The sequence below is a fragment of the Streptomyces sulphureus DSM 40104 genome, assembly GCF_000381025.1.
GTDB lineage: Bacteria > Actinomycetota > Actinomycetes > Streptomycetales > Streptomycetaceae > Streptomyces > Streptomyces sulphureus.
The window spans coordinates 47,309-74,109 of the sequence record NZ_KB905817.1; the positions used below are offsets into that span (position 1 = coordinate 47,309).

At 72.2% G+C, this 26,801-nt stretch carries 24 protein-coding genes and 1 pseudogene; 4 read left to right on the forward strand and 21 right to left on the reverse strand.

The genetic code is table 11. The features are described from left to right. Window positions 1-27: 27 nt before the first annotated feature. Window positions 28-1,167 carry a 5-(carboxyamino)imidazole ribonucleotide synthase gene (locus F603_RS0115575; protein ID WP_026328449.1) on the reverse strand — a complete coding sequence of 380 codons (1,140 nt, stop codon included), beginning with the start codon at window positions 1,165-1,167 and terminating at the stop codon, window positions 28-30. A 318-nt stretch (window positions 1,168-1,485) separates the two neighbouring features. On the opposite strand from F603_RS0115575, the gene F603_RS0115580 reads away from it, so the two are divergent. Further along, window positions 1,486-1,992, forward strand: coding sequence for a GtrA family protein (locus F603_RS0115580; RefSeq protein WP_019546935.1), 507 nt, complete (start codon window positions 1,486-1,488; stop codon window positions 1,990-1,992). Here F603_RS0115580 and F603_RS0115585 read toward each other — a convergent pair. Both F603_RS0115585 and F603_RS0115590 read right to left on the reverse strand, forming a co-directional pair. Next, a complete protein-coding gene (locus F603_RS0115585; RefSeq protein WP_019546936.1) occupies window positions 1,933-3,192 on the reverse strand; it encodes an ATP-binding protein in 1,260 nt (419 codons plus the stop codon). The two genes, F603_RS0115580 and F603_RS0115585, sit on opposite strands and share 60 nt — an antisense overlap. Window positions 3,193-3,255: 63 nt before the next feature. Then, the gene (locus tag F603_RS0115590) at window positions 3,256-3,936 is read right to left on the reverse strand and encodes a response regulator transcription factor (protein WP_019546937.1); all 681 of its coding nucleotides are present in this window, start codon (window positions 3,934-3,936) and stop codon (window positions 3,256-3,258) included. A 405-nt stretch (window positions 3,937-4,341) separates the two neighbouring features. Between F603_RS0115590 and F603_RS0115595 the strand changes: the two genes are divergently transcribed. Beyond that, window positions 4,342-5,856, forward strand: a complete 1,515-nt coding sequence (locus F603_RS0115595) for a peptide MFS transporter (RefSeq protein WP_019546938.1) — start codon at window positions 4,342-4,344, stop codon at window positions 5,854-5,856. Window positions 5,857-5,961: 105 nt separating this feature from the next. Here F603_RS0115595 and F603_RS0115600 read toward each other — a convergent pair whose 3' ends face one another. Both F603_RS0115600 and F603_RS0115605 read right to left on the reverse strand, forming a co-directional pair. After that, the gene (locus F603_RS0115600) at window positions 5,962-6,624 is read right to left on the reverse strand and encodes an ATP-binding protein (RefSeq protein ID WP_019546939.1); all 663 of its coding nucleotides are present in this window, start codon (window positions 6,622-6,624) and stop codon (window positions 5,962-5,964) included. A 251-nt stretch (window positions 6,625-6,875) separates the two neighbouring features. Continuing rightward, window positions 6,876-7,256 (reverse strand): STAS domain-containing protein, encoded by a 381-nt coding sequence (locus F603_RS0115605; RefSeq protein WP_019546940.1) that lies wholly within the window; start codon window positions 7,254-7,256, stop codon window positions 6,876-6,878. 259 nt (window positions 7,257-7,515) lie between these two features. On the opposite strand from F603_RS0115605, the gene F603_RS0115610 reads away from it, so the two are divergent. Next, window positions 7,516-8,451 (forward strand): RNA polymerase sigma factor SigF, encoded by a 936-nt coding sequence (locus tag F603_RS0115610; RefSeq protein WP_019546941.1) that lies wholly within the window; start codon window positions 7,516-7,518, stop codon window positions 8,449-8,451. Window positions 8,452-8,545: 94 nt separating this feature from the next. Here the strand turns inward: F603_RS0115610 and hutI are convergent, their stop codons facing one another. The 6 genes and pseudogenes from hutI to F603_RS32260 all read right to left on the reverse strand — a co-directional run bounded on the left by hutI (window position 8,546) and on the right by F603_RS32260 (window position 16,791). Next, entirely contained in the window at window positions 8,546-9,736 is a 1,191-nt protein-coding gene (gene hutI, locus F603_RS0115615) for an imidazolonepropionase (RefSeq protein WP_019546942.1), read from the reverse strand. A 37-nt stretch (window positions 9,737-9,773) separates the two neighbouring features. After that, window positions 9,774-11,129: a formimidoylglutamate deiminase gene (locus F603_RS0115620; protein ID WP_019546943.1), complete on the reverse strand. Its 1,356-nt coding sequence runs from the start codon at window positions 11,127-11,129 to the stop codon at window positions 9,774-9,776. Then, a complete protein-coding gene (locus F603_RS0115625; RefSeq protein ID WP_019546944.1) occupies window positions 11,123-12,376 on the reverse strand; it encodes an allantoate amidohydrolase in 1,254 nt (417 codons plus the stop codon). Before F603_RS0115625 ends, F603_RS0115620 begins: the two co-directional genes overlap by 7 nt. Continuing rightward, window positions 12,373-14,052 carry a urocanate hydratase gene (gene hutU, locus F603_RS0115630; RefSeq protein ID WP_026328451.1) on the reverse strand — a complete coding sequence of 560 codons (1,680 nt, stop codon included), beginning with the start codon at window positions 14,050-14,052 and terminating at the stop codon, window positions 12,373-12,375. The genes F603_RS0115625 and hutU overlap by 4 nt, the downstream gene beginning before the upstream one ends. Before the next feature lie 883 nt (window positions 14,053-14,935). Next, window positions 14,936-15,745: an SAM-dependent methyltransferase gene (locus tag F603_RS0115635; protein ID WP_019546946.1), complete on the reverse strand. Its 810-nt coding sequence runs from the start codon at window positions 15,743-15,745 to the stop codon at window positions 14,936-14,938. A 145-nt stretch (window positions 15,746-15,890) separates the two neighbouring features. Continuing rightward, window positions 15,891-16,791: pseudogene (locus tag F603_RS32260) on the reverse strand (helix-turn-helix domain-containing protein). 444 nt (window positions 16,792-17,235) lie between these two features. On the opposite strand from F603_RS32260, the gene F603_RS0115645 reads away from it, so the two are divergent. Further along, window positions 17,236-17,793, forward strand: a complete 558-nt coding sequence (locus tag F603_RS0115645) for a MarR family winged helix-turn-helix transcriptional regulator (RefSeq protein ID WP_019546949.1) — start codon at window positions 17,236-17,238, stop codon at window positions 17,791-17,793. A gap of 142 nt (window positions 17,794-17,935) precedes the next feature. On the opposite strand, the gene F603_RS0115650 is transcribed toward F603_RS0115645, so the two are convergent. The 10 genes from F603_RS0115650 to F603_RS0115695 all read right to left on the reverse strand — a co-directional run bounded on the left by F603_RS0115650 (window position 17,936) and on the right by F603_RS0115695 (window position 26,769). Further along, window positions 17,936-18,979 (reverse strand): aromatic ring-hydroxylating oxygenase subunit alpha, encoded by a 1,044-nt coding sequence (locus tag F603_RS0115650; RefSeq protein ID WP_019546950.1) that lies wholly within the window; start codon window positions 18,977-18,979, stop codon window positions 17,936-17,938. Then, window positions 18,976-19,215, reverse strand: coding sequence for a recombinase-like helix-turn-helix domain-containing protein (locus tag F603_RS0115655; RefSeq protein WP_019546951.1), 240 nt, complete (start codon window positions 19,213-19,215; stop codon window positions 18,976-18,978). Before F603_RS0115655 ends, F603_RS0115650 begins: the two co-directional genes overlap by 4 nt. Window positions 19,216-19,281: 66 nt before the next feature. Further along, the gene (locus F603_RS0115660) at window positions 19,282-20,244 is read right to left on the reverse strand and encodes a PDR/VanB family oxidoreductase (protein ID WP_019546952.1); all 963 of its coding nucleotides are present in this window, start codon (window positions 20,242-20,244) and stop codon (window positions 19,282-19,284) included. A gap of 11 nt (window positions 20,245-20,255) precedes the next feature. Then, window positions 20,256-21,896 (reverse strand): thiamine pyrophosphate-binding protein, encoded by a 1,641-nt coding sequence (locus tag F603_RS0115665; RefSeq protein ID WP_019546953.1) that lies wholly within the window; start codon window positions 21,894-21,896, stop codon window positions 20,256-20,258. A gap of 41 nt (window positions 21,897-21,937) precedes the next feature. Continuing rightward, entirely contained in the window at window positions 21,938-22,726 is a 789-nt protein-coding gene (locus tag F603_RS0115670; RefSeq protein ID WP_019546954.1) for an SDR family oxidoreductase, read from the reverse strand. Between the two features lie 47 nt (window positions 22,727-22,773). Beyond that, window positions 22,774-23,523: an SDR family oxidoreductase gene (locus F603_RS0115675; RefSeq protein ID WP_019546955.1), complete on the reverse strand. Its 750-nt coding sequence runs from the start codon at window positions 23,521-23,523 to the stop codon at window positions 22,774-22,776. Beyond that, window positions 23,523-24,044 (reverse strand): cupin domain-containing protein, encoded by a 522-nt coding sequence (locus F603_RS0115680; RefSeq protein ID WP_019546956.1) that lies wholly within the window; start codon window positions 24,042-24,044, stop codon window positions 23,523-23,525. The genes F603_RS0115675 and F603_RS0115680 overlap by 1 nt, the downstream gene beginning before the upstream one ends. 45 nt (window positions 24,045-24,089) lie before the next feature. After that, on the reverse strand, window positions 24,090-24,965 hold the full coding sequence (locus F603_RS0115685; RefSeq protein ID WP_019546957.1) for an alpha/beta fold hydrolase: 876 nt from the start codon (window positions 24,963-24,965) through the stop codon (window positions 24,090-24,092). Next, a complete protein-coding gene (locus F603_RS0115690; protein ID WP_019546958.1) occupies window positions 24,962-25,801 on the reverse strand; it encodes an aspartate dehydrogenase domain-containing protein in 840 nt (279 codons plus the stop codon). Before F603_RS0115690 ends, F603_RS0115685 begins: the two co-directional genes overlap by 4 nt. After that, window positions 25,798-26,769, reverse strand: coding sequence for a VOC family protein (locus F603_RS0115695; RefSeq protein WP_019546959.1), 972 nt, complete (start codon window positions 26,767-26,769; stop codon window positions 25,798-25,800). Before F603_RS0115695 ends, F603_RS0115690 begins: the two co-directional genes overlap by 4 nt. Window positions 26,770-26,801 lie beyond the last annotated feature (32 nt).

Genomic DNA, 26,801 nt, shown 5'->3' on the forward strand with positions numbered 1-26,801 from the left:
CCGACGCGGCCCGCGAGGGGCCGCCGCTCACTCGGTGACGGTACCCCTGAGGTACCCGGCGGCGTGCGCCGCGCGCTCCCGTACGTCGTCGAGGTCGTCACCGAAGGTGTTGACGTGGCCCACCTTGCGGCCCGGCTTCACGTCCTTGCCGTACATGTGGATCTTCAACTGCGGGTCCCCCGCCATGCAGTGGAGGTACGCCGCGTACATGTCGGGGTAGTCGCCGCCGAGGACGTTCGCCATCACGGTCCACGGGGCGCGGGGGTGCGGGTCGCCGAGCGGCAGGTCGAGGACGGCGCGGAGGTGGTTGGCGAACTGCGAGGTGACGGCGCCGTCCTGGGTCCAGTGGCCGGAGTTGTGCGGGCGCATCGCCAGCTCGTTGACGAGGACGCGGCCGTCCTCCGTCTCGAAGAGTTCGACCGCCAGGTGTCCGACGACGCCCAGCTCCTTCGCGATCCGCAGCGCCAACTCCTGCGCCTGCACGGCCGTTTCCTCGGCGAGGCCGGGCGCGGGCGCGATCACCGTGTCGCAGACGCCGTTCACCTGGATCGACTCGACCACCGGGTAGGCGACGGCCTGGCCGTGCGGCGAGCGCACCACGTCGGCTGCGAGCTCCCTGACGAAGGGGACCTTCTCCTCAGCCAGCACCGGCACCCCGGCGAGAAACGGTTCAGCGGCCTCCTCCGCGCTGCGGACGACCCAGACGCCCTTGCCGTCGTACCCGCCGCGGACCGTCTTGAGGACCACGGGGAAGCCGCCGGCCTCGGCGGCGAAAGCGGCGACGTCCGCCTCGTCGCGCACGATGCGGTGGCGCGGGCTGGGGACGCCGAGGTCGCTGAGACGGCTCCGCATCACGCCCTTGTCCTGGGCGTGCGCGAGCGCCTCGGGGCCCGGGCGCACCACGACGCCCTCCGCCTCCAGGGCGCGCAGATGCGCGGCCGGCACGTGCTCGTGGTCGAAGGTGACCACGTCGCAGCCGCGGGCGAAGGAGAGGAGCGTCGGCAGATCGCGGTAGTCGCCCACGACGACGTCGTTGACGACCTGCGCCGCCGAGTCCTGCGCGGTGTCCGCGAGGAGTCTGAACCTGATGCCGAGCGGGATGCCCGCCTCGTGCGTCATACGCGCGAGCTGACCGCCGCCGACCATACCGACCAGGGGATACGTCACGTACTTCAGCCTAACCCGCGACCCCGCTCCCACCTGCGGCGCCCGTCTGCACGGTGCAGCGAAGCGGCGGCACTTCGGCGTAGCCGCGCCCGGCCGCGACGGCTGCTGGTTAGCATGGCCCGGTCGGCACGGCCGCGGGGCGCGCTCCGCCGCCGGCGAGGTCGCGCAGCGCGGCGGCGGCTGCTGGTCAGCATGACCCGGCCGAACCGCGGCGCGGGGGACGGCCGGCAGACCAAGGCAGGCAGAGCGGCCGCCCCCGGGCGGTCGCGGACGGGGGTCGCCCGAGGGGCGGCCGCAGGACGGGGCGCAGCGACGACCATGGCTCAATGGCGCGGAGTCGGCGGAAGGCTGCGTGGACTCGTCCGTGAGGCGGCCAAGTTCGGCGCCGTGGGGGCCGTGGGGTTCCTCGTCAACGTCGTCGTCTTCAACGTCTGCATGCACAGCTTCCAACTCGCGCCGATCCGCTCCGGCATCCTCGCGCAGACGCTCGCAATCGCCACCAACTACGTCGGCAACCGCTACTGGACCTACCGGCACGCGGACAAGCACCGCATTCCGCGGGAGACGTCGCTCTTCTTCCTCTTCAGCGGCATCGCGCTGGTGCTGGAGAACGGCGTCCTCGCGCTCTCGCACTACGGCCTCGGCTACACCTCGGCGCTCGCCGACAACGTCGCGAAGAACGTGATCGGCCTGGGGCTCGGCACCGCGTTCCGCTTCTGGTCGTACCGCACCTGGGTTTTCCGGGACAGGCGGCGGGCGCCCGCGTCAGGAGCGGTCGGTCTCGCGGCTGAGGAACAGGCCGAAGACGGGCGGCAGTTGCTGTAGCAGCTCCAGCCGGCCGCCGTCGGCCTCGGCCCAGTCCCTGGCCACGGCGAGCCCGAGCCCCGTGGAGTTGCGCCCGCTCACGCTCCGCTCGAAGACCCGCGAGCCGAGCTGCGGGTCGACGCCCGGCCCTTCGTCGCTCACCTCGACCACCGCCTGGTTGCCGGTGACCCGGGTGCGCAGCGCCACCGTGCCCTCGCCGTGCATCAGCGAGTTCTCGATGAGCGTCGACAGGACCTGCGCGACGGCCCCCGGCGTGCCGACGGCGTGCAGGCCCCGCTTCCCCGAGCGGACGAGCGCCCTGCCCTCGCTGCGGTAGGCCGGCTTCCACTCCTCGATCTGCTGCTTGACGACCTCGTCGAGGTCGAAGGTGATCGCCGAACCGTCCCTGGGATCACGGGAGTTGGTCAGGAGCCGTTGGACGACGTCGGTGAGGCGCTCCACCTGGGCGAGCGCGATCGTCGCCTCCTCCTTGACGAGGGCGCGGTCCTCGGGGGTGTCCGCCTCGGCGGTCGCGATGATCTCCTCGAGGCGCATGGAGAGCGCCGTGAGCGGCGTGCGGAGCTGGTGCGAGGCGTCGGCGGCGAGGCGCCGCTCGGCGGTGAGCATGCGGCCGATGCGGTCGGCGCTGGAGTCGAGGACGTCGGCGACGCGGTCCAACTCCGGTACGCCGTAGCGCCGGTGGCGCGGGCGCGGGTCGCCCGAGCCGAGGCGCTCGGCGGTCTCGGCGAGGTCGGTGAGCGGCGCCCCGACCCGGTGGGCCTGGCGCACGGCGAGGATCGCCGCCGAGGCGACCGCGAGGAGCGCGACCGCGAGGATGATCATCAGGGTCCGCACCACCTCGGCGCGGACGACGGAGCGCGGCTCCTGGACGAGGACCTCCTCGCCCTGCGAGCCCTTCTCCGTTGCCGTGACCGCGTCGCTGGAGGGCTCCTCACCGAGCTCGATCGGCTTCCGTCCGGGGACGTCGATGCGGACGTAGCGGTCGTCGGACGCGGTGATGCCGATCGACTTCGGCGTCACCCGCTCCCCCGCCACCAGCCGGCTCTCCACGGTGCCGACGAGCCGCGCCGCCTCCGAGCGGACGCCGTCCTTCGCGCTCGCCTCGATCGTCCTCGACTCGACGATCACGAGCGAGATCCCGAAGACGGCGACGACGACGAGGACCACGGAGAGCGTGGAGGAGATGAGTTGGCGTCTCACCGGTCACCTGGATCGGGTCGCGGGGCGTCCGTGCCCCTTCTTGCGGTCTTCCTGGCGGTTCCTTCAGCTCTTCTCGAAGCGGAAGCCGACCCCTCGGACGGTGGCGATGTACCTCGGGTTGGCGGCGTCGTCGCCGAGCTTCTTGCGGAGCCAGGAGATGTGCATGTCGAGGGTCTTCGTCGAGGACCACCAAGTGGTGTCCCAGACCTCGCGCATGAGCTGGTCCCTCGTGACGACGCGGCCCGCGTCCCGTACGAGGACCCTGAGGAGGTCGAACTCCTTCGCCGTGAGCTGGAGTTCGTCCTCGCCCATCCAGGCGCGGTGGGACTCGACGTCGATCCGCACGCCGTGCGTCGCGGGGCTCACTGCGGGCTCCTGCGGGGTGCCGCGGCGCAGCAGCGCGCGTACCCGCGCGAGGAGTTCGGCGAGGCGGAAGGGCTTGGTGACGTAGTCGTCGGCGCCGGCGTCGAGCCCGACGACGGTGTCCACCTCGTCGGCGCGGGCGGTGAGGACGAGGACGGGGAACGTGTGCCCCTCGGTGCGCAGCCGGCGGCAGACCTCCAGGCCGTCGATCCCCGGGAGGCCGAGGTCGAGGACGACGAGGTCGATGCCCTCGCGGAGTCCGGCGTCGAGCGCCGTGGGGCCGTCCTCACGCACCTCGACCTCGTAGCCCTCCCTGCGGAGGGCGCGGGCGAGCGGTTCCGAGATCGAGGCGTCGTCCTCGGCCAGCAGTACTCGGGTCATGGCCCGATGGTAATCCTCGTCGCCGACGGTAGCCGCGGGTACCGAGGTTCTGACGCGCCCCCTTCGCGGAGGCACGGAGGGTGAGCGACTCGCTGCGGAGACGGGTCGAACACCCTGCGCCTACTGTGATGTGTCTCGCAGACCCTTTTCGTCCCCCCGCGGTGGTGACGTAAGGTGAGAGCACTACTTGTAGTGACGTTCGCGTAGTTGAAAGTCGGCGTAGTCAACGTCAAGGACTCTCGGCCACCCAGCACCACATGGCCAGGGTCCTTTTGCGTGTGAGTCCCGCGTTCGCAGCGGGTCGGTCTCGCGCACCCCCCACACCGGACGCGTTCACGCCTCTCGTACGGCGCAGTGCGGGCTTCGCGTTCCGGAAGAGTCCGAAAAAAGCAAGGAATACGCACTATGGCGCCCAGCCCGACGCAGGCAGCCGCCGGCGAACCCGGGGGCAAGACCTTCTTCGGCCACCCACGCGGCCTGGCCACTCTCTTCATGACGGAGATGTGGGAGCGCTTCAGCTTCTACGGCATGCGCGCCCTCCTCGTCGTCTACCTCATCGCGGGCGGGCCCGACGCGGACTCCTCCGCCGTCGGCGGCGGCCTCGCCATGGACCTCGCCACGGCGACGGCCATCTACTCCGTCTACAACGCCATGGTCTACCTGCTGACCATGCCCGGCGGCTGGTTCGGCGACCGCGTCTGGGGACCGCGCAAGACGGTCGCCATCGCCGCCGGCGTCATCATGGTCGGCCACCTGTGCCTCGCACTGCCGGGTCAGAGCATCTTCTTCGTCGGCCTCGCGTTCGTCGCGATCGGCTCCGGGCTGCTGAAGGCGAACATCTCGGCGATGGTCGGCGACCTCTACAACGGTCCCGACGACCCGCGCAGGGACGGCGGGTTCACCGTCTTCTACATGGGGATCAACCTCGGCTCCTTCTGCGCACCGCTGGTGATCGGCACCATCGGCCAGACCGTCAACTGGCACCTGGGCTTCGCGCTCGCCGCCGTCGGCATGGGGCTCGGCCTCGTCCAGTTCCTGCTCGGCTCGCGCCACCTGGGCGAGCGCAGCAACCTCGTGCCGTCGCCGCTGAGCGACGAGGAGCGCAGCTCGGTGCTGCGCAAGGGGCTGATCTGGCTCGCGGTCGCGGCCGTCTTCTACGGCATCGTCGTGGGCACCGGGCACTTCACGCTCAACTGGGCGATGGTGCCGCTCACCGTCCTCGGCCTGGTGCTCCCCGTCGGCATGCTGGTGCGGATCAAGCGGGACAAGGACCTCTCGCACGCCGAGCAGGGCAAGATGAGCGGTTACATCTGGTTCTTCGCCGCCGCCGCGATCTTCTGGATGATCTACGACCAGGGCGCCTCCACGGTGCAGGCGTTCGGCGACACCAAGACCGACACCTCGATCCTCGGCTGGTCGTTCCCCTCCACCTGGTTCCAGTCGATCAACCCGCTCCTCATCATCCTGCTCGCGCCGGTCTTCGCAGCGATATGGGTGGCGCTGGCACGGCGGAGCAAGGAGCCCTCGACGACAGGGAAGTTCTCCTTCGCGCTCGTCGTCACGGGGCTGTCGTTCTTCGTCTTCCTCGTCCCCATGGCGATGGCCCAGGACGGCAAGGTGAGCCCGATGTGGCTGGTGCTCATCTTCCTGCTGCACACCATCGCCGAGCTCTGCCTCTCACCCGTCGGCCTCTCGGTCACGACGAAGCTGGCACCGGCGAAGTACGCGAGCCAGCTCATGGGGGTCTGGTTCCTCGCGGTGACCGCGGGCGACAGCATCACCGGGCTCCTCGCCATCGGCGGGGCCGACCTCAGCGGCAGGGGCATCGTCGCGATGGAGGCAACCCTCGCGGTGCTCGCCGGCTTCGCGGTGTACATGTACCGCAAGAAGATCGCGGCGCAGATGGAGACCGCGGACTGAGCCCCGTGCCGCCCCTGCCGAGCGCGGGGGCGGCGCACCATACGCCTTGGCCCCGGCCGGAGTTGTCCGGCCGGGGCCAAGGCGTATGCAGGGGGTGTACGGGTGTCAGTTGGGAGCGGGGAGCTCGGCCCAGACGGTCTTGCCCGTGCCCTGGGGGCTGCGGACGACGCCCCAGTCGAGGCAGAGCCGCTGCACGATGAACATGCCGTGCCCGCCCGGACGGCCCACGCGGTGCGGCGTACGCGGCGAGGGCGAGCCGCTCCCCGCGTCGACGACCTCGACCCGCAGCACCTTGGCGCCGTTGCCGAGCCGCAGCTCTTCCGGCCCTTCGGCGTGCAGGCAGGCGTTGGTCACCAGTTCCGAGACGACGAGCAACGCGTCCTCGGCCGCGGCCCGTTGGTCGGCTGTGGCGGCGGGGAGCCAGCTCCAGTCGTGGAGCGCCTGCCGGGTGAAGTCGCGGGCCCGCGCGACCGCTCCGCCCGCCCCGGCGAGCCGGAGCCGGCGCACCTGGCGCAGGGCGGGGGTCGTGGCCGTGGACGTCCCGCCGGCGTCACCGGCCGGTTGCGCTGCGCCGCATGCTGCCGCGGCGCCCTCGGCGGCGTTACGCACGGTGCCGCCCCCTCCCTCGGTGCCCGCAGCACCGGCTCCGGCGACCGGCGGCTCCTCGAGACCACCGTCAGCAGCCGCGGCCTCCGGCGCGGCGGCGGCAGGGAAGCTCTCGGGCTCCTGGCCGCCGTCGCCAGCCGGTTGGGGCCGGGTGGTGCTCATCAGTGGTTCACCTCACCGATCACCGTTTACCGATTCGTCTGCTGGCGCCAGTCTGGTCGCGCTGTTAACGAATGCCTGACAGATTCAGAGGTCTCCTGCCCTGCCGCACCGTGGGAACACCCACGGATTCGGCCGGACTGGTGTGATGCGTGCAACGCGAGGATGTCGGTTCGGCATACCCCTGCCGGGGGTCCGCCGACACATCACCCCGGTGACCTGCGACGTTTCAACTCCCCTCGCGCGGGGGGAAGTTATGTGCCCGGTGCCCCGGCGAGGGCGGATTCGAGGTCCTCGTGGACGGTGAACACCGCCGTCGCGCCGGTGATTTCGAAGACCCTGGCGACGACGGGAAGCATCCCCGCGAGGTGGACCCCGCCTCCGGCGGCCTCGGCTTTCAGCCGCGCGCCCAGCAGCACGTTCAGTCCGGTGGAATCGCAGAACTCGAGCCGCGAGCAGTCCACCACGAGGCGGGACCTGCCCTCCTCGACGCAGCGCTCCAACGGCTCGCGCAGCACCTCGGCGGTATGGTGATCGAGCTCACCCTCGGGGGTCACCACGGCACTGGCGCCCGCGTACCGTACGTCGACCGTCAGCCGGCCCCGGCTCGTGCTGCCGGGCACTCCGCGGTCCATGCACACCCCTTCTGATTGCGTGAGGGTTTCGTGACGCTGCGACGCCTCCGCCCTCGTCGAGCGGTTAGAACCCTACGCCCTCCCGGGCACGACCGGTACCCGAACAACCAACAGACTTGAACAAAGCGGACATTACGCGCTTGCCAGGGCCACACAGAAGCAGGTAGGGCTAGTAGTGACATCCGTAGAACACGTCGGCTTTGGAGGCGCCGCACCTCGTAGTGCACGTCACGGCTCCGGCAGCCATATGCCGAGAAAGATGGAGGACACCATGTCACCCCGGCTCGACCACGGGATATCGGAGTTCACCGACCCGGCCGTTCCGGAAGACCACGCCCCGGAACGGGATGCGGACCACACGAGCCCGGACTCGGTGGAGGAACTCCTCGACCAGCTCCAGATCCCCGAGATCCCACCGTACGACCAGGTGGGGCCCGTTGATGCACGGGCTCTCTCCAAGACCCTCTTCGGTCGGTTGGAGAACCTCGAAGAAGGCACGCACGAGTACGCGTACGTCCGGAACACCCTTGTCGAACTCAACCTCGCGCTCGTCAAGTTCGCGGCCTCCAGGTTCCGCTCGCGGAGCGAGCCGATGGAGGACATCATCCAGGTCGGCACGATCGGCCTGATCAAGGCGATCGACCGCTTCGAGCTGGGCCGCGGGGTGGAGTTCCCCACCTTTGCGATGCCGACGATCGTCGGCGAGATCAAGCGCTTCTTCCGCGACACCTCCTGGTCCGTCCGCGTACCGCGGCGCCTCCAGGAGCTCCGGCTCGACCTCGCCAAGGCGGGCGACGAGCTGGCGCAGCACCTCGACCGCGCCCCCACCGTCGACGAGCTCGCCGAGCGCCTCAACATCTCCACGGAGGAGGTCGTCGAGGGCATGGCGGCGAGCAACGCGTACACCGCGAGCTCGCTCGACGCGCAGCCCGAGGAGGACGACACCGAGGGGACTCTCGCCGACCGCATCGGCTACGAGGACCACGGCCTCGAGGGCATCGAGTACATCGAGTCGCTGAAGCCGCTCATCGCGGACCTGCCGCCGCGCGACCGCAAGATCCTCTCGCTCCGCTTCGTCGCCGGGATGACGCAGTCGGAGATCGGCGAGGAGCTGGGCATCTCGCAGATGCACGTCTCCCGGCTCCTCTCCAGGACCCTCCGCCGCCTGCGTGCGGGGCTGACCCTGGAGGAGTGACGCGCCGAACGCGTACGTGCGTGGGCCGTCCCGGTGCACACCGGGGCGGCCCACTGCGTTGCGCCCGACTGCCCCGCGCCGCGCGGGAGTTGGTTCAGACCCTCCGCACTCCGCCCTCCCAGACCGCCGCCACCAGCGGGACGCCCGGACGGTAGGCGAGGTGGACGTGCGAGGGCGCGTCGAGGAGGACGGCGTCGGCGCGGGCGCCGGGGCGCAGGGTGCCCACGTCGGTGCGGCGGAGGGCGCGGGCGCCGCCCGCGGTGGCGGACCAGAGCGCCTCGTCGGGCGTCATGTGCATCTCTCGGACGGCGAGCGCGAGGCAGAACGGCATCGAAGAGGTGTAGGAAGAGCCGGGGTTGCAGTCGGTGGAGAGGGCCACCGTCGCACCCGCGTCGAGCAGGGCGCGCGCGTCGGGGTAGCGGGAGCGGGTGGAGAACTCGCAGCCGGGCAGGAGCGTGGCGACCGTGTCCCCCTCGGCGAGCGCCTCGATGTCGGCGGGCGCGAGGTGGGTGCAGTGGTCGGCAGAGGCGGCGTCGAGCTCCACGGCGAGCCGCACGCCCGGGCCCGTGCCGAGTTGGTTGGCGTGGACGCGTGCGCCCAGGCCGCGCGCCTGCCCCGCGGTGAGGACCGCCCGCGCCTGGTCGCCGTCGAACGCTCCCTCCTCGCAGAAGACGTCGACCCAACGCGCGTACGGGGCGCAGGAGTCGAGCATCTCGCCGGTGACGAGCGCGACGTAGCCGGCCGGGTCGTCCGCGAACTTGGCGGGGACGACGTGCGCGCCGAGGTAGGTGGTCTCGTCCGTGTGGCGCGCCGCGACGCGCAGCGCGCGGGACTCGTCCCTGGGTGTGAGCCCGTAGCCCGACTTGGTCTCCACGGTGGTGGTGCCCTGCCGCAGCATTTCGCCGAGGTGGGCGGTGAGGGTCGCCGCGAGGCTCTCGTCGTCGGCCTCGCGGGTGGCGGCGACGGTGGTGCGGATGCCGCCCGCCGAGTAACTCACGCCGGACATGCGGGCGTTGAACTCGGCCGTGCGGTCGCCCGCGTAGAGCAGATGGGAGTGCGAGTCGACGAAGCCGGGGACGACGGCGCGGCCGTCGGCGCGGAACTCCTCGTCCGCGGGGGGTGCCTGCGCGTCGGGGCCGACCCAGGCGACCTCGCCGTCCTGGAGGACGAGCGCCGCGTCGTGGACGAGCCCGAGCGGGCCCTCGCCCAGCTCGGGCGCGTTGGTGGCCAGGGTGCCGATGCCGGTGACGACGGTCGACGGCGTACGGGGTTCTGCTGCGGTCATCTGGCGGCTCCGGGTCGAACGTCGGTCGGGCGGCGGGTCACGGCGTCACGGCCCCGACCGCGGCAGCGAGCGCGCCACCCACGTCGCCCACCCGCAGGTGGACACCGTCCCGCACGATGTGCCTTCCGGCCACCACCGTATGGCGGACGTCGGCCGCGGTGGCGGCGAACACGGCGGTCTCGGCGGCGGTTTCGGCGGGCGGTCCCGCGGTGCGCACGGTGTCGAGCGCGACGGTGGTGAAGTCGGCGAGGCGGCCCGGTTCGAGTGCGCCGGCGTCGGGCCAGCCGAGTGCCGCGTGTCCGGCGGCCGTTGCCGCGTCGAGGAGTTCGGCGGCGGTGAAGTGGCCGCGTACGCCCGTCGCAAGGCGCTGGTCGAGTTCAAGGGAGCGGGCCTCGGCGAGCAGGTCGACGCGGGCGTGGCTGTCGGTTCCGAGCGACAACCGCACGTTCTCGGCGGCCAGTTGGGGCGCGGGACCGATGCCGTCCGCGAGGTCGCGTTCCGTGGTGGGGCAGAAGCAGGCGCCCGTGCGGGTGCCGCCGAGGAGGCCGATGTCCTCGGGCGTCAGGTGCGTCGCGTGCACGGCCGTGGTCAGTGGGCCCAGGACGCCGTGGTCGCCGAGGAGCCGTGCGGGTGTGCGGCCGTACGCCTCGGCGCAGGCGGCGTTCTCGGCCGGCTGCTCGGACAGGTGCACGTGGAGCGGGGCCGAGGAGCGGTGCGCCCACTCGGCGACCGTCGCCAACTCCCGTGCGGGCACGGCCCGCACGGAGTGCACGGCGGCGCCGCAGCGGACCGTGGCGGAGGTCGCGAGAGCCCCGGCCATCGCCTCGGCGCGCTCGGCCCACGCGGCGGCCGAACCGTCGGAGAACCGGAGTTGGACGCCCTCGGGCGGGATGCCCGCGCCGTCGGGCGACGGGCCCGACGAGAGGTAGGCCGTGTCGAGCAGCGTGAGCCGGACCCCGGCCTCCGCCGCCGCCTCGACGAGCGCGGCGCCCATGGCGTTCGGGTCCGAGTAGCGGCGCCCCTCGGGAGCGTGGTGGAGATAGTGGAACTCGCCGACGCAGGTGACGCCAGCGAGGGCCATCTCGGCGTAGGCGGCGCGGGCGAGCGCCAGGTAGGTGTCGGGGTCGAGCGCCGCCGCGACCTCGTACATCGTCTCGCGCCACGTCCAGAAGGTGCCGCGGTCGCGCTGGACGGTGCCGCGCAAAGCCCGGTGGAAGGCGTGCGAGTGGGCGTCGGCGAATCCGGGGAGGGTGAGCCCGCCGAGGACCTCGGCGCCCCGCGGCGGCGAGGGGGCACGGGCCACGGAGGTGAGGACGCCGCCCTCGCACTCCAGCAGGACGCCCGTGGCGACTGCCCCGCCGATCCAGGCGTGTTGGCACCAGTACCTCAGCACGCCAGCTCCTCCAGGACGTCGGCGAGTGCGGTGACGCCGGCGAGGCAGTCCTCCTCCGTGGCGTACTCCGCCGGCGCGTGGGAGACGCCGGTGGGGTTGCGCACATAGAGCATCGCGGTGGGGACGGACCCGGCGAGGATGCCGGCGTCGTGGCCGGCCCCGGTGGGGAGGACGGGGACGGGGCCCGCGCGGTCGGCGAGGCGCCGGGCGAGGCGGTCGCGGAGCGCGTCGGCGAAGACCACGCGCGAGGTGAACGACTCGCGGACCACGGCGACTTGGACACCGTCCCGGCCGCCCCGCTCCACCGCGGCACGCTCGATACCGGCGACGACGCGGTCGAGGGTCTCCTCGTCCGCAGCGCGCGAGTCGAGCCAGCCGCTGACGCGGGACGCGATCGCGTTGACGGCCCCCGGCTCGACGTCGACTCTGCCGAAGGTGGCGAGGGCTTCGGCGAGGCGCGCCTCCTCGCGGGCGGCGAGGACGGTTCCCGCGTAGGTGAGCATGGGGTCGCGGCGGTCGGCGAGACGCGTCGTGCCCGCGTGGTTGCCCTCTCCCGAGAAGTCGAACCGCCACCGGCCGTGCGGCCAGATCGCGGAGGCGACGCCGACGGGGTGCGCGGTGTCGGCGAGGGCCCTGCCCTGCTCGACGTGGAGCTCGACGAACGCGCTGAGCGCCGCGAGGCGTTCGGGGTCGGGCCCCACGAACTCAGGGTCGTGGCCCGCGCGTTCCATCGCGTGCAGGAGCCCGGTGCCCTTCGCGTCGCGGAGTTCGGCGGCCTGTGCCCGGTCGAGCAGCCCTGTGGCGAGGCGGGAGCCGACGCAGGAGAGGCCGAAGCGGGCGCCCTCCTCGTCGGTGAAGTTGACGACGACCAGCGGGTGTTGAGGCCGTGCGCCGCGCCGGTGGAGCTCGTCGAGGGCGGCGAAGGCCGAGACGACGCCGAGGGGGCCGTCGAAGGCGCCGCCGTCGGGAACGGAGTCGAGGTGGGAGCCGGTGGCGACGGCGCCGCCCGCGCTGCGGTCCCCCAGCCACGCCCACTGGTTGCCGTTGCCGTCGATCTCGTGGTGCAGCCCCCTCGCCACGGCCTGGGCGCGGAACCAGGCGCGGCAGTCGGCGTCCTGGGGCGTCCAGGCGAAGCGCCGGTAGCCGCTCGTCTCCCGGCAGCGGCCGAGCGGCTCCAACTCCCGCCACATGGCGTTGAATCCGGGGCCCTCCGCGTATCCGGCCCCGGCGAAGGTGGGGTCGCTCATGCGCCGTGCTCCCCCGCCCGCTCCTCGGCCGACATCGGGACGTGGACGCCGCGCTCGGAGGCGACCTCGGCGGCCCGCCCGTACCCCGCGTCGACGTGCCGGACGACGCCCATGCCGGGGTCGTTGGTGAGGACGCGGAGGAGCTTCTCGCCGGCGAGCGTGGTGCCGTCGGCGACGGTGACCTGGCCGGCGTGGAGCGAGCGGCCCATGCCGACACCGCCGCCGTGGTGGAAGGAGACCCAGGAGGCGCCGGAGGCAACGTTGACCATCGCGTTGAGGAGCGGCCAGTCCGCGATCGCGTCGGAGCCGTCGAGCATGCCCTCCGTCTCCCGGTAGGGGGAGGCGACCGAGCCGCAGTCGAGATGGTCCCTGCCGAGGACGACGGGGGCATGCAACTCGCCGTTGGAGACCATGTCGTTGAAGCGTTCCCCGGCCTCGGCGCGCTCCCCGTACCCGAGCCAGCAGATGCGCGCCGGAAGCCCCTGGAAGCGGACGCGTTCGCCGGCGAGCTTCAGCCAGCGGGCCAACGAGGCGTTCTCCGGGAAGAGTTCGAGAAGGGCGCGGTCGGTCGCCGCGATGTCGGCGGGGTCGCCGGAGAGCGCCGCCCAGCGGAACGGGCCCTTGCCCTCGCAGAAGAGCGGGCGGATGTACGCGGGCACGAAGCCGGGGTAGGCGAAGGCGCGGTCGTAACCGGCGAGTTGGGCCTCACCGCGCAGGGAGTTGCCGTAGTCGAAGACTTCGGCCCCCGCGTCCTGGAAGCCGACCATCGCCTCGACGTGGCGTGCCATGGACTCGCGCGCCCGCCGCGTGAAGCCCTCGGGGTCGGCCGCCGCGTACTCCTCCCTTTCCGCCTGCTCGACGCCGAGCGGCAGGTAGCTGAGCGGGTCGTGCGCCGACGTCTGGTCGGTGACGATGTCCACGGGGGCGCCCTCGGCGAGGTACCGCGGCACCAACTCTGCCGCGTTGCCGAGGACTCCGACGGAAAGCGGCCGGCGCTCCCGCCGCGCCTCCTCGGCGAGGCGGAGTGCGTGCGCCGGGTCGTCGGCCGAGACGTCGAGGTAGCCGTGGGCGATGCGGCGGTCGATGGCGCGCTGGTCGCAGTCGACGCAGAGGGCCACGCCGTCGTTCATGGTGACGGCGAGCGGCTGGGCCCCGCCCATGCCGCCGAGCCCCGCGGTGAGGGTGAGGGTGCCCGCGAGGGTTCCGCCGAACCGCTTCGCCGCGACGGCGGCGAAGGTCTCGTAGGTGCCCTGGAGGATGCCCTGCGTCCCGATGTAGATCCACGAACCGGCCGTCATCTGCCCGTACATGGTGAGCCCGAGGTGCTCCAGCCGGCGGAACTCCTCCCAATTGGCCCAATCACCCACGAGGTTGGAGTTGGCGATCAGCACCCTCGGCGCCCACTCGTGCGTCTGCATCACGCCGACGGGTCGGCCCGACTGGACCAACATCGTCTCGTCGCCCTTGAGTTCGGTGAGGGTGCGCACCATGGCGTCGTAGGAACGCCAGTCGCGCGCCGCCTTTCCCGTGCCGCCGTAGACGACGAGCTGGTCGGGGTGCTCGGCCACCTCGGGATCGAGGTTGTTCTGGAGCATCCGCAGGGCGGCCTCCTGCGGCCAGCCGTGCGCACTCAACCGTGTGCCGCGCGGCGCCCGTACGGTCCGCGGTGCTGCCATGGCGCCCTGCCTCTCTGAGAACGACGAGGGGTATTCAGTAACTGTATGGGCTGAATAGGTTCAGTCAACAGCCCCCGCGGCGCGGCACTCGGGCGGTGTCGGCCCGCTCGATCCCGGGTGCCGGAGCCGTAGCAACGCCGGTGCTGTACACGGGATTTGGCCGCTCACTTCGGTGGAAAGCGGCCGCCTTCCGCAGGTCAAACCCTCGGTGATGTCCCCGATACCGGACTGATACGTGCCCCTGCCAACGTTGCGGCGTTCGCGGGCGCGAGGGTGCCGTCTGGAGAGAAGGCAGGCGGTGAGCTCCCCTTCCGCCCCGAGCGACCGCTCGCCCCGCCCCGTCCGCCAGGGACCGGTGCGTGCGGTGTGTCGGGCCCGCCGTTGAGCGGCGGTCGGGCCCCGCAGCCGCGGCGGCCCACGCCCCCCGCCCCATAGGGCCGCCGCGGCATACCAAGGGTGATGGAGCGCGTCCGTACGACTCTCGGGGCAAAGAGCGCCGGAGGACGGTTCCGGCCGGAGACGGTCCTCAAGCGCCGCGTCCCACCCTCGGTTGCGGACAACTGCGCGTATGCGGCAGAAGCGGGCAACACCGATTCTTGAACGCTGTCCGCAAGTCGGTACTCGTGACGGGTGTTGGCGATCCGACAGGAGCCGAAGTGGTCGCTCGTGTTGCAGAGGAGCCGATCGGCTCCGGCTGGTGCGTCGAACGTGTCGGTCCGGCTCGGCTCGACTGCGCCGAGCCGGCACCCGAGGCGCCAACGCTCAGTCCCCGGCTGCGCCAGAGAAATGATCAGCCGCGGTCACGCGGGACCGGACCCGCAAACCGCTCGGCGCCGGACGGCGCATGCTGGACGCCTCAACGCCCGTGCCCCCCAACGGCGGTTCACCGCTTCCGCGCCACCGCCCCGTACAGCGACACCTCCGCGTCGCTCAGTTCCACGGCCTCCTCTGGACGCCATTGGTGGGCGAGCACGAGTCCCGGGTCGAGGACCTCCAGCCCGTCGAGGAAGCGCGCGATCTCCGCGTGCGAACGGGTGCGGGCCGAGGTGCCGCTCCTGCGGTAGACCTCCTCGCTGCGGCGCGACTCCTCGGGGAGGAAGTCGGAGGTGCCGTGGCTGAGCACCAGGTGGCTGCCGGAGGGGAGCCGGTCGAGGAGGCCGCCGAGGAGCCCTGCGGGGTCGGCGTCGTCGGGGACGAAGTGCAGGATGGCGACGAGGGAGAGGGCCACGGGCTGCTTGAGGTCGAGGACCTCGTGGACGCGGGGGTCGTCGAGGACGGCGTCCGTCAGCACGTCGGCCTCTATGTACGCGGTGCGCCCCGCGGGGTCGCCGTTGAGCAGGACGTCGGCGTACTCCAGCACCATCGGGTCGTTGTCGACGTAGACGACGCGGCAGGCCGGGTCGACCTCCTGCACCACCTGGTGCAGGTTCGGCTCCGTCGGGATGCCCGTGCCGATGTCGAGGAACTGGCGCAGCCCCGCGTCGCGCGCGAGGGTGCGTACGGCGCGGTGCATGAAGGCGCGGTTCTGGCGGGCCACGGTCCGCATGAAGGGGAAGGAGGCGAGCACCTGTTCCGCCGCTTCCCGGTCGGCGGCGAACCAGTCCTTGCCGCCCAGGTAGTAGTCGTACATCCGGGCCGAGTGCGGACGGCTGGTGTCGATCCCGTCGGCGGGGCGGGGAGCGGGGGGTGCCAAGTTTCTCCTCCTCGTACGTACGGGTGTCGGGCGCAGGCGCCTCAGGGCGTGCGCGCCGCCCCGGCGTAGACGGCGACCTCGAAGTCGGAGCGTTCCGACGGGACTTCGGGGGCACGGCCCTCCGGTCGTCGTGGCCGGGTGCGGGTCAAGCCTCGTATTCCTTGCGTAGCTGGTGGAGGTAGGAGTGGAGGTCCGGGATCTGGCGGTGGGCGAGGCGCGAGATGCGCATGTGCGCCTCGAGGTGCGTGGTGACGTCGCCGTGCTGGTCGAGGTAGGCGGCCCCGGTGAGGCCCTCGGTGTAGACGATGTCCTGGAGCTCGGGGGCCTCGAAGCGGAAGTAGGTGAAGTGGCCGCCCGCGCCCGGGTGCGGCCCGGCGGAGAACGGGAGGACACGGAGCGTGAGGTCGGGGCGGTCGAGGGAGTCCAGCAGGTGGTCGATCTGGCCGCGCATCACCTCGGGCCCGCCGACGAGACGGCGCAGGGACGCCTCCTCCAGCACCACCCAGATCGACGGCGCCTCCTCCTTCTCCATTATCGCCTGGCGCCGCAACCGCACCTCGACGCGCTCCTCCAGCTCGTCGTCGCTGTCCCCGGGGAAGCCGGCGCGCATGACGGCGCGGGCGTACTCGCGGGTCTGCAACAGCCCGGTGACGTAGTGGGGTTCGTAGAGGCGGATGAGCGCCGCGCCCGTCTCCAGGCTGACGTACGCGGCCCGTCTCCAGGCTGACGTACGCGCCGAACCAGGAGGGCAGCGCGTGGCGGAAGGGATGCCACCAGCCGGGCTTGCGGGCCGTCTCGGCGAGCGAGAGGAACTCCTCGACCTCCGGCTGCGGGACTTCGTAGAGCCGCAGCAACTCCCTTACGTAGAGCGCCTTGAGGCCGACCTGCGCGTTCTCGATCCGCCGCACGGTCAGCTCGGAGGTGCCGAGCGCCCTCGCGGCCTGCTTCAGCGTGACCTTGCGCTGCGTGCGGATCTCCTGTAGCCGCCTGGCCAGGATGATCCGCAGAACCGTGGGCGTGCTGGGCCCGCCCGACAGCTCGCTCACTTCGGAACCTCCCACCCAGGGGTACCTGAACTACGGCGCATCGTCGGAGAGTTGGCCGGACGGTGCGGCGTGACGGCGGTGAAATTATCAGACGTACACGCTCGGCGCTAACCCATCACCGAGAGTGACCACGGCGTGCGTCCTGTCCGCGCCCCGCATCGTTACGCACCGTACCTCGGTTCCGCCGCTCCGTTGCGCTCCGCGACCGCAGGCGGTCCTCCCGGCCGCCTCCCTCGGGACCAACGGCCCCCGTACGGGGCAGTGCACGACCCGGCGGTAACAGATAACGCCCCACTTCAGCCACGGAGTTGACCCCGGCCGGCCCCGTGCCTTTCGGGCACACCTGCCCGCCGCGGGCCGAGGCAGGGAATGCTCAGGGCTAAGATTTCCACAGCGCGCAGACTCGACCGAGCCGCAGGAAGAACACGGAGGGGGAGGCCCTCGATGGCGCAGAGGAAGCCCGCCCACGAGCAGGACGCCGTGGCGTCCGTCGTGGAGGACTGGAACCGGGAACGCCCCGAGCTGGACACCGCGCCGCTGGAGGTCTTCGCCCGCCTGCACCGCGTCTTCCTCCGGTACCAGTCGCAGATCTCGAAACCCATGGAGGGGCACGGCATCTCGATGGCCGGTTTCGACGTGCTCACGGCGCTCCGCCGCGCAGGCGCCCCGTACAGCCGCACCGCGGGCGAGCTGGCGCGCTCGGGGCTGATCAGCTCCGCAGGCGTCACACTCCGTATCGACCGCCTGGAGAAGGACGGCCTCATCGTCCGGGAGCGCGATCCGGAGGACCGCCGCGTCGTCCACTCCCGGCTGAGCGAGCAGGGGATCGAGCAGATCGACACGCTCTTCAACGAGCACCTGGAGAACGAGCGCCGCATGCTCGCCGGCATGACGCCCGCGGAGTGCCGCCAACTGGCCAAGCTCCTCGGCAAGTTGGAGCGCTCGGTGACGGCGGCGCAGGAGGCCGACGAGGAGGAGGACGCGGAGGCGGCCGGGGAGTGACGCGCACAGGGGCGCACTCCGGGCCGCGCCCGCGGTGCGGTACGCGGGCGCGGCCCGGTGTGCGGACGGCCGGGGCCGTGCGCCGCCCACCCCTCGTTCACCCTCGTCACGGTGTGCGGTGCCCGTCCCCGGCCGCGGCGGCTCATCCCGCGTGGAGCGCGGCCGCCTGCTTCTCGGCCTCGGCACGGTACAGCCTCCGCAGCCGTACGACGCCGAGGTCGTGCTGGTAGAGGTTCTCGCGCTGATCGGCGTCGGCCGGCATGTCCTCCAGCATGAGGCGGTCCTGCTCCAGGACGTCCCAGTGGCGCTCCTCGATGAGCTGCTTGTAGAGGAACCTCCAGCTATCGCGCTCCCAGCCCTGCACCCGCCGGTACCGCCAGAAGAAGACGCTGCTGCGCTCCGCGTCGACGGGGCAGACCATGCCGATGATCCCGAACGGGCCGCCGGGGCCCGCGGAGGGCGGGTAGGGGATGGAGAGGTCGACCCAGTCGACGCCGGTGCGGCAGAGCTCGACCCAGTCGAAGTTGACGCCGGTCTGGTCGGTCTTCTCGAAGAAGTAGCCCCGGTCGGTCTCGCGGATGCGGAACTTCGCCGTGGTGTCCCCGTCGAACATGGAGTGGGACTCGCGGTGCAGGAACGAGCCGTGCATCGGGTCGAGGAGGTTCTCCAGGTCGAACCGCCAGGTGGAGTTCCACTCGGCGTAGGAGAGGAACCGGTCGATCTCCGCGTCCTCCAACTGCTCGGGGAGCGTCAACTCGCAGGGTTCCGGGTGCTGTTCGTCGCCGAAGTAGGCGAGGATCGCGCCGGCGACCTCGCGGACGGGCGGGTTCGGTACGAGCTGCTTTCCCTCCAGGTTGCAGCCGGGCAGCCCGGGCACGGAGGTGACGGTGCCCGTGCCGTCCACCTCGACCCCGTGGTACCAGCAGGAGATGCGGTCGCCGAGGTGCTTCCCGAGGGAGAGCCGGGCGCCGCGGTGCGGGCAGCGGTCGGCGAGCATGTGCAGGGTGCCGTCGCCGCGCCTGAAGAGCAGCCACTGCTCGCCGAGGACGGTCACGCGGCGCATCCCGCCGGGACGCACGAAGTGCGAGGGCACGACGGGGTGCCACTGGTTGCGCAGGCCGGTCGCGTAGATGTGGTCCGCGGTCGCCTGCTCGCTTCCGTGTTTGGTGCCGATCACGCGTCTCACGCTCCCAGTCGGTGGATCTCGGTACGGAACGACTCCTCGGTCCACGGCAGCCCGTCGGGCGCGTGGACGAGGCGGCTGTTGAGGCCGTCGACGACGGTGGCGAGGTCGTGCCCGTCCTGGGTGTAGACCTCCTCGAGAGTGGCGGCGAGCTTCAGTTCGTACGGCGTCGGATCGGCGTCGCGCGTCTGGTGCGGCTCCAGGTAGGGCCAGGCCCGATGCTGCGGGTTGTTGCTCACGGATTCCTCCAACTGCGAGTAAGCACGAGGACGTTGGCGCCGGCCGGACGGGCCGGCGCGGTCTTGCTAGAGGTCGAGGACGAGCCGTTGCGAAACGCACCGCGAGACGCAGATCATCATGGTCCGGCTCTCGGCGTGCTCGGCGTCGCTGAGCAGCCAGTCCCGGTGTTCCGGGGCGCCTTCGAGCACGCGCGTCTCGCAGGTGCCGCAGATGCCGTCGCGGCAGGAGCTCGGCACGTCGACGCCCGCCTGCTCGACGGCCTGGAGGATGCTGGTTCCCTCGTCGACGGCGACGGTGAGCCCGGAGCGGCCGCACTCCACCTCGAACGCCGAGCCTGCCTCGGCGGGTTGAGGCTCGGGCGCCGCGAACCGCTCGATCCGCAGCTTGTCTTCGCAGCCGCGCGCGGCGCACTTCTCCCGGATCGCCGAGAGGAGCGGTTCGGGGCCGCAGCAGTAGACAAGAGCGTCCGCGGGCAGGTCGGCGAGGGCCGCGTCGAGGTCGATGTGGCCCAGTTCGTCCTGCGGGGTGAACGTCACCCTGCCGCTGCCCGACTGCCCTGCGAGCGCCTGCAGTTCGGCGCCGAACGCCATCGAGGTGCGGGTGCGTCCGCCGTGCACGAGGCTCCAGCGCCTACCGGTGCGGACCGCCTCGCGCACCATGGCGACGAGCGGCGTGACGCCGATGCCGCCGGCGACGAAGCGGTACTCGCCGGCCTCCTCCAGCGCGAAGTTGTTCCTCGGCCCCGCCGTCCGCACCGTGTCGCCGGGCCGCAGCCTGGTGTGGACGTAGCGCGAACCGCCGCGCGAGGACGCCTCGTTGAGGACGCCGACGCGGTAGTGCGAGGCGTCCTGCGCGTCGGAGCAGAGCGAGTACTGCCGCAGGTGGCCGCCGAGGTGCAGATCGAGGTGGGCGCCCGGCTGCCAGGCAGGCAGCGGCTTGCCTTCCGGGTGCACCAGCTCCACGGAAAGGACACCCTCGGCCTCCCAGGTCAACCGGTGTACGAGCAGTTCGAGTTCGGGGTCGTTCACGGTTCGCTTCCTTACCTGGTCGGCAGCTTGACCGGCGGGGTGAAGGGGTTCTTCATCGGGCCGAGCGCGGCGAGGTCCACCTCGACGAGGGAGGGGCCGCCGGCCGCGGTCGCCTCCGCGAGGACGCCTGCCGCCTCGTCCTCCGCTGCGATCCGCGCGTACGGCAGACCGCATGCCTCGGCGAGCCGGTGGAAGTCGGGGGTCGCGAGGTCGACGCCCGAGCGGCGGTCGAAGTACCGGTCCTGCATGTTGCGCAGCACGCCGTAGCCGCCGTCGTTGAAGACGAGGACGGTGAGCCGGGCGCCCGTCTGCGCGAGGGTGAGCAGTTCGCCCAGGTGCACGGCGAGTCCGCCGTCCCCGACGAGCGCCACCGCGGGCTCCTCCGGCCGCGAGAGCGCCGCGCCGATCGCCATGCCGAGGCCCTGGCCGATTCCTCCCCCGCGGGGGAAGACGTTGGCGCGCGGGTCGTGGATCGGCAGCAGCCGGTTGCCCCAGCTCGACGAGGGGATGGTGACGTCACGCGCGACGACGGCGCCGCGCGGCAGCGCGGCGGCGAGCGCGTCGCAGACGGCGGCCTGCGGCCCGATGCCTTCGCGCAGCTCGGCGCGGACGCGCTCGCGCACGGCGGTCACGCGCGCGGGCCACTCGGCCTCGGTGGCCGAACCGACCGCGCCGAGCCGCGCGTTGAGGGCGGCGAGGACGTCCGCCGCGTGCCCGTGGAGCGGGTGCCGCGTCGGGTAGGCGCGGCCGAGCGCCTCGGCGTCGGCGTCGATCTGCAGGTGCTGCGCGGGGAGGGGGAGGCTGTAGTCGGCCGTCTCGTTGGAGCGGAAGTGCGTGCCGACGCTGAGCAACACGTCGCATTCGGCGAGGAGTTCGCGTCCCCCTGCGGAGGTGGCGAAGTTGCCGACGACGCGCGCGTCGTCCTCGGGTACGGCGCCGCGGCCGGAGTTGGAGGTGAGGAGGCCCGCACCCGTGGCGTCGAGGAGGGCGGCGAGTTCGTCCCGCGCACGCGTGGCCCCGCCTCCCGCCCACACCAGCGGGCGTCGCGCCGCGGCCAACACGGCGGCAGCGGCGTCGATTCGGTCGCTCTTCGGCATCGGGTACGCATGCGCGGACGGGGCGGTGCCGTCGTCGGTCTGCTCGGCGTACTGGAGGTCGATCGGCCACTCGACGCTCGCGGGGCCGCCCGGTGCGGCGAGCGCCCGGTGGGCCGCCGCCCGCAGGATGCGGCCGGCCGACGCCGTGTCCGGCACCGTCTCCGCGTACGCGGAGACGGCGTGGAGCATGCCGAGTTGGTCCTTGGTCTCGTGGATGTAGCCGCGCCCGCGGCCGAGGTGCTCGCTGTCGATCTGCCCGGTGACGTGGAGCACCGCCGTGCCCGCGCTGAGGGCCTCGACGAGCGCGCCCGCCGCGTTCCCCGCACCGGTGCCGGTCGAGGTGAGCGCGCAGCCGAGGGTGCCGCGCGCCCGCCCGTACGCGTCGGCGGCGTTGACGGCGCTCGCCTCGTGGCGCACGGGGACGAACCGGAGCTCCCTGTCCACCGCCTCGACGAGCGGCAGGTTGTGGACGCTGACGATGCCGAAGACGGTGTCGACGCCGAGCGCGCGCAGCGTCGCCACGAGCAGGTCGCCGCCGTTCCTGTGGTTGAACACTTCTTCTCCGAAGGGGGAGTTCGAGGGAGTGGGCGCGTCGCTCAGCCGACGGAGCGGCCCACCCCGCCGCAGACGTCGAGGCTGGTGCCCGTGGTGTAGGAGGCGCGCGGGGAGAGGAGGGAGACGACGGCGTAGGCGACCTCCTCGGCACGGCCGAGCCGCCCGAGGGCGACGCCGCGGTCGGCGGCGAGCTCGGCCTGCCACTCGTCGTAGCTCAACGGGCTTCCGGAGTCCGCGTAGCGGCGCGTCCACTGGCCGGTGTCGATCAGACCGAGGCAGACGGAGTTGACCCGCACGCCGTCCGAAGCGAGCTCCCTGGAGAGCGACTTGGAGAGGTTGAGGATGCCGGCCCGCGCCGCCGAGGTGGTGATGAGCCGCGTCTCCGGCTGCTTGGCGAGGACGGCGTTGATGTTGACGACGGCGGCCGCGTCGGAGCAACGCAGCAGCGGCAGCGCGGCGTTGAGCGGGTTGAGGACGCCGGAGAACTTCAGGTCGAGTTCGTCGCGCCAGTCCTCGGGGGTGGCCTCGGCGAACGGCTTCATCCGCGACGAGCCCGCGTTGTTGACGAGCCCGTCGAGCCCGCCGAACTCCTCGGCCGCACGCTGCGTGAACTGCTGCACCGCGGCCTCGTCACGCACGTCGCACACTTCCGTGTACAACCGCCCGCCCTCGTCCGCGAGTTGACGCGCCGCCCGGGTGAGCCGCTCGGCGTCGCGCCCGCAGGTGGCGACGTCGGCACCCTCGGCGAGCAGGGCGCGCACCGTGGCGAGGCCGACGCCCGAACTGCCGCCGGTCACGAGGTAGCGGCGCCCGGAGAGGCCGAGGTCCATATCGAACTCCTGTGGTCGTCGACGCGTCGGCCGTGCCGGGCGACGCGTCAGTGCATGGTGAACCCGCCGTTGACGGCGAGGACTTGGCCCGTGAGGTAGCCGGACTCCGGTCCGAGGAGGAAGGCGATGAGGCCGACGAGGTCCTCCGGCTGCTGCGGACGGGAGATGGCCCGGTTGAGGCGGTACAGCTCGTGCCGCTCCGCCGGGACGGTCTCCGTGGCCTCGCACTCGGTGAGGCCAGGCGCGACGGCGTTGACCGCGATGCCCGCGTCCCCCGTCTCGCGTGCCATCGCACGGGTGAGGGAGATGACGGCGCCCTTGGCCGCGACGTAGTGCGCGAGCCGCGGGGAGCCGTAAAGGGCCGCGTCGGAGGCGAGGTTGACGATCCTGCCGCCGCCGGCCGCCCTCAACTGCGCCAGCAGCGCCCGTGATACGAGCCAGGGGCCGCGCGCGTTCACGGCCATCAGCCGGTCCCACTCGGCGACGTCGATCTCGTGGAACGCCTTGCCGCCCACCCCGTTGGCGAGCGCCGCGTTGTTCACGACGGCGTGCAGCGGACCGAACCGGTCGACGGCGGCGGCGAGTTCGGCCACCGACTCCGGGTCCGCGACGTCGCACCGCACGAAGTGCGCCTCGGCGCCCCGCTCACGGAGCCGCACCGCCGCCGACTCGCCTCGCTCGGCGTCGAGTTCGGCGAGGACGACGCGGTAACCGTCGTCACCGGCGCGCTCCGCCACGGCGTAACCGAGGCCGCGTCCCGCGCCGGTGACGACGACCGTCCGTGGTGTGCGCTCCATCAGTCGCGGGTGACGCCGTGCATCGGCGAGTGCTCGGGGTACGTCGGCACCTGGGGCTTCTGGGTGCCGATGACGACGCAGAAGAGCGCGTCGGTGTCGCCCTCGTTCTTCAGGCTGCGCGCCACCCCGGCCGGAACGACGATCATGTCGCGGTAGCCGAGCGTGCGGTACTCCGCCTCCTGAGAGCCGCGGTGGATGCCCACCCGCACCTTGCCCTCCAGGACGAAGAACGCCTCCTCGACGTCGTGGTGGGTGTGCTCGGGGCCCTCGGCGCCGGGCGGCAGCAGCATGTTGGAGAAGGTGAAGCCGCCCGAGGGCAGGATGTGGTTGTCGCCGTCGTGGTTGCCGGTGGCGCCGGAGCCGACGTAGCGGATCTGGGCGCGGCGGTACTGCTCACCGGCCTTCGCCTGGAAGGCGAGGGTGTCCCAGTCGGGTTCGCGGGAGTCCTTGGTGGCGATGAGCCCGTCGGTGTACTTGGCGAGGTCGCCGCCGTTCTCGTACTCGGTGGTGGTGATGGGCACGTGATGCTCCTTCTCTTGGTGGTCGGTTGCTCGGGCGCGGCCTTCTCAGGGACCGGTTCCGGGCTTCGGCATGCCGCTGAACTCGGGGATGAGCGCCGCGATCCGCAGGTGGGAGAGGACCCAGTCGTTGAAGGCTCCGGGCCGCTCCTGGTTGGCGAGGTGCCCTGCGCCGTTGACGACGACGTACGCGGACTTGTGGACGGAGCCCGCGATCCGCTGGCTCGCCCCGGGCCCCGTGACCCGGTCCTCGGAGCCGCACAGCACCAGCACGGGCACGGTGAGGGCGCCGATCTCGCCGCTGAGGTCGGTCGCCGCCATCGACTCCGCCGCGTACGCGTAGCCAGGCAGCCGGACCGACTCGGCCATGGTGTCGACGACGTGCTGCACCAGCTCGGCCGGAGCCCCGTCGGAGAGCAGCCGGGGCGCGCGCTGCTCCGCGAACGCCCTCGGCCCCAACTCTTCCAGCTGCGCGACTCGTTGACGCATCCCCTCGGTCTGCGCCGGCTCCGCACCGGAGCCGACGGAGCTGTCCGCGACGACCAGTCCGTCGACCAACTCCGGGTGACGCAGGGCGAGTCGCTGGGCCACGACGCCGCCCCAGGAGACCCCGAGGACGTGTGCAGAGGCCGCGCGTGAGGCGATGAGCGCCGCCGCGGTGTCGGCGAACCCGTCGAGGTCCAGGGGGACTTGCGGATCGGCGGAGCGCGCGTAGCCGGGAGCGTCCCAGGCGACGACGCGCATCCGGTCGCCGAACGCCTCCGACTGCGGGGCGAACGAGGCCGAGGAGGAGCCGATGCCGTGCAGGCAGAGCAGCAGCGGGCCTTCGTCTCCCGACTCCTCCAGATGGAGCCGCGCGATGTCGTAGGGCGCGCTGCTCCGCACCGCCGAACCGTCCAACGTGCCGTCCTCCTCCGCGTTCACAGGACCCTCCCCCCGCCGCCCGCGAGCACCCCGAGGCTGCGCAGCACGGCGTACGGGACGACGCTGCTCGTCGCGGGGTTGTCGCGGTCGGGTTCGTGCTCCACTTCGAAGCGGTAGCGGCCCATCGGGCCCGCCGCCTCGATGACGTGTCTCGTGCGCACGGCGCCCGGGTCGGCGACGACGCGCACCCGCACCTGCTCCGGGTCGCCCACGGCGACGGCGACGGTCGCGGCCACGTTGGTCGACTTGGGGAACTTCGCCGGCACGTCGAGCGCCGTGCCGCGCATCAACTCGACGGGGCCCGTCGCGTCGGCGAGCCGTGCGGTCAACTCCGCGTCCATCCAGGGCTGTCGAAGAGTTTCGGGGAGCTTCGTCGTGGTCAGCTCGAGGTGCTCCAGCGGGCCGAGCGCCGTCACCGCCTGAAGCAGGTCGAGTCCGCCGACGGCGCCCGCGGTGAAGTGCACGCGTCCGGGCCCGGCCCGCCGCAGCCGCTCGGTGAGCGCGCGGTCCGTCAGCGCACCCGTGGAGACGACGAGCAGGTCGGCGCCCGAGCGCAGGATGCGTTCCCCCCACTCGCGGACCACGGCCTGCCCCGCCGCCTCGACGAGGAGATCGCACTCCTCCAAAGCCTCGGCGAAGGGGAGTTGGGGCACCGGGAGCGTCTCGCCGCGCGGCCTGTTGTCGACGACGCAGGCCAACTCCGCGCCGGGCACCTTCCCTTCGGAGAGCGCCCGGCCCACCACCCGTCCGATGGCTCCCCAGCCGATGAGCCCCACGCGCCGCACGTGCCGCACACCGGCCCGCCCGGCGCCCTCGGCGGCCTCCAGGACACTCATGCCCGCACCCCCGAACGCCCGCCGAGCGCCGACGAATCGACGCCGTCCGCGAGCGGCCCCGGGTCGGGAGAGCCCGCCATGTGCGAGCGGATCTCGGGCGACGGTGGCCCCGCCGTGCCCCACAGGTCGGAGAGCTCGGGCGTGCGCCGCCAGACGCGGCAGATCCAGGTGTCCTCGACGATCTGCGCAACGTCCGAGGTGTATTCGCAGACGAGCCCCGACGGATCGGTGAAGTACGAGAAGGTGTTGTTGCCCGGACCGTGCCGCCCCGGGCCCCACTTCGGCACCACGCCGTGGTGGCGGAGGCGTCCGAGGCCGCGCATGAAGTGGTCGACCGAACTCATCTCGTACGCCACGTGGTTGAGCGACGCCCACTCCGCCTGGTTGAAGGCGATGGAGTGGTGGTCGGCGTTGCACCTCAGGAACGCCATCTGGTGCTCGGACCAGTCCGAGACGCGCATCCCCAGGACATCGCGGTAGAAGGCGACGGAGGCGTCGATGTCGGCCGTGTTGAGGACGGTGTGCGTGACGCCGACGGGCAGCGCCTCCTCGCGCCCGCGCGGCGGAACGGCCCAGGTCTCGGCGCTCAGTTCGATGAGCCGGCCCTCCGGGTCGGCGAACCGCAGTCCGTACCCGCCGCCCACCTGGTCGAGCGGTCCGGGCCCGGTCACCGGGACGATGCCGCGCGAGAGGAGGCGCCGCGCGGCCTCGTCCACCTCGGCGGGGGTGGCGACGGCGAAGCTGATCCGGCCGAGCGCGGTGCGGTCGGCCTCGGTGAGCTGGAGGATGTGGTGCTGCTCGTTGGTGCCGCGCAGCCAGCTCGCCCCCCGCTCGGTCTCGACGACCTCCAGGCCCCACACTTCCGAGTAGAAGTCGGCGGCGGCGCCGAACTGCGTGGTGCGCAGTTCGACGGAGCGCAGGGCGCGCAGCCGGGCCACCGGTGCGCTGGGTGCGGCGGGTTGCTCCATTGCTCTCTCCCACTTCACGTGTCTCACGGGCT

Coding starts and splice junctions, on each gene's coding strand:
- hutU (WP_026328451.1), bottom strand. CDS start 14,052: ATGGCAGCACCGCGGACCGTACGGGCGCCGCGCGGCACACGGTTGAGT.
- F603_RS0115605 (WP_019546940.1), bottom strand. CDS start 7,256: ATGGACCGCGGAGTGCCCGGCAGCACGAGCCGGGGCCGGCTGACGGTC.
- F603_RS0115595 (WP_019546938.1), top strand. CDS start 4,342: ATGGCGCCCAGCCCGACGCAGGCAGCCGCCGGCGAACCCGGGGGCAAG.
- F603_RS0115600 (WP_019546939.1), bottom strand. CDS start 6,624: ATGAGCACCACCCGGCCCCAACCGGCTGGCGACGGCGGCCAGGAGCCC.
- F603_RS0115645 (WP_019546949.1), top strand. CDS start 17,236: ATGGCGCAGAGGAAGCCCGCCCACGAGCAGGACGCCGTGGCGTCCGTC.
- F603_RS0115675 (WP_019546955.1), bottom strand. CDS start 23,523: ATGGAGCGCACACCACGGACGGTCGTCGTCACCGGCGCGGGACGCGGC.
- F603_RS0115690 (WP_019546958.1), bottom strand. CDS start 25,801: ATGAGTGTCCTGGAGGCCGCCGAGGGCGCCGGGCGGGCCGGTGTGCGG.
- F603_RS0115695 (WP_019546959.1), bottom strand. CDS start 26,769: ATGGAGCAACCCGCCGCACCCAGCGCACCGGTGGCCCGGCTGCGCGCC.
- hutI (WP_019546942.1), bottom strand. CDS start 9,736: ATGACCGCAGCAGAACCCCGTACGCCGTCGACCGTCGTCACCGGCATC.
- F603_RS0115590 (WP_019546937.1), bottom strand. CDS start 3,936: ATGACCCGAGTACTGCTGGCCGAGGACGACGCCTCGATCTCGGAACCG.
- F603_RS0115610 (WP_019546941.1), top strand. CDS start 7,516: ATGGAGGACACCATGTCACCCCGGCTCGACCACGGGATATCGGAGTTC.
- F603_RS0115625 (WP_019546944.1), bottom strand. CDS start 12,376: ATGAGCGACCCCACCTTCGCCGGGGCCGGATACGCGGAGGGCCCCGGA.
- F603_RS0115580 (WP_019546935.1), top strand. CDS start 1,486: ATGGCTCAATGGCGCGGAGTCGGCGGAAGGCTGCGTGGACTCGTCCGT.
- F603_RS0115670 (WP_019546954.1), bottom strand. CDS start 22,726: ATGGACCTCGGCCTCTCCGGGCGCCGCTACCTCGTGACCGGCGGCAGT.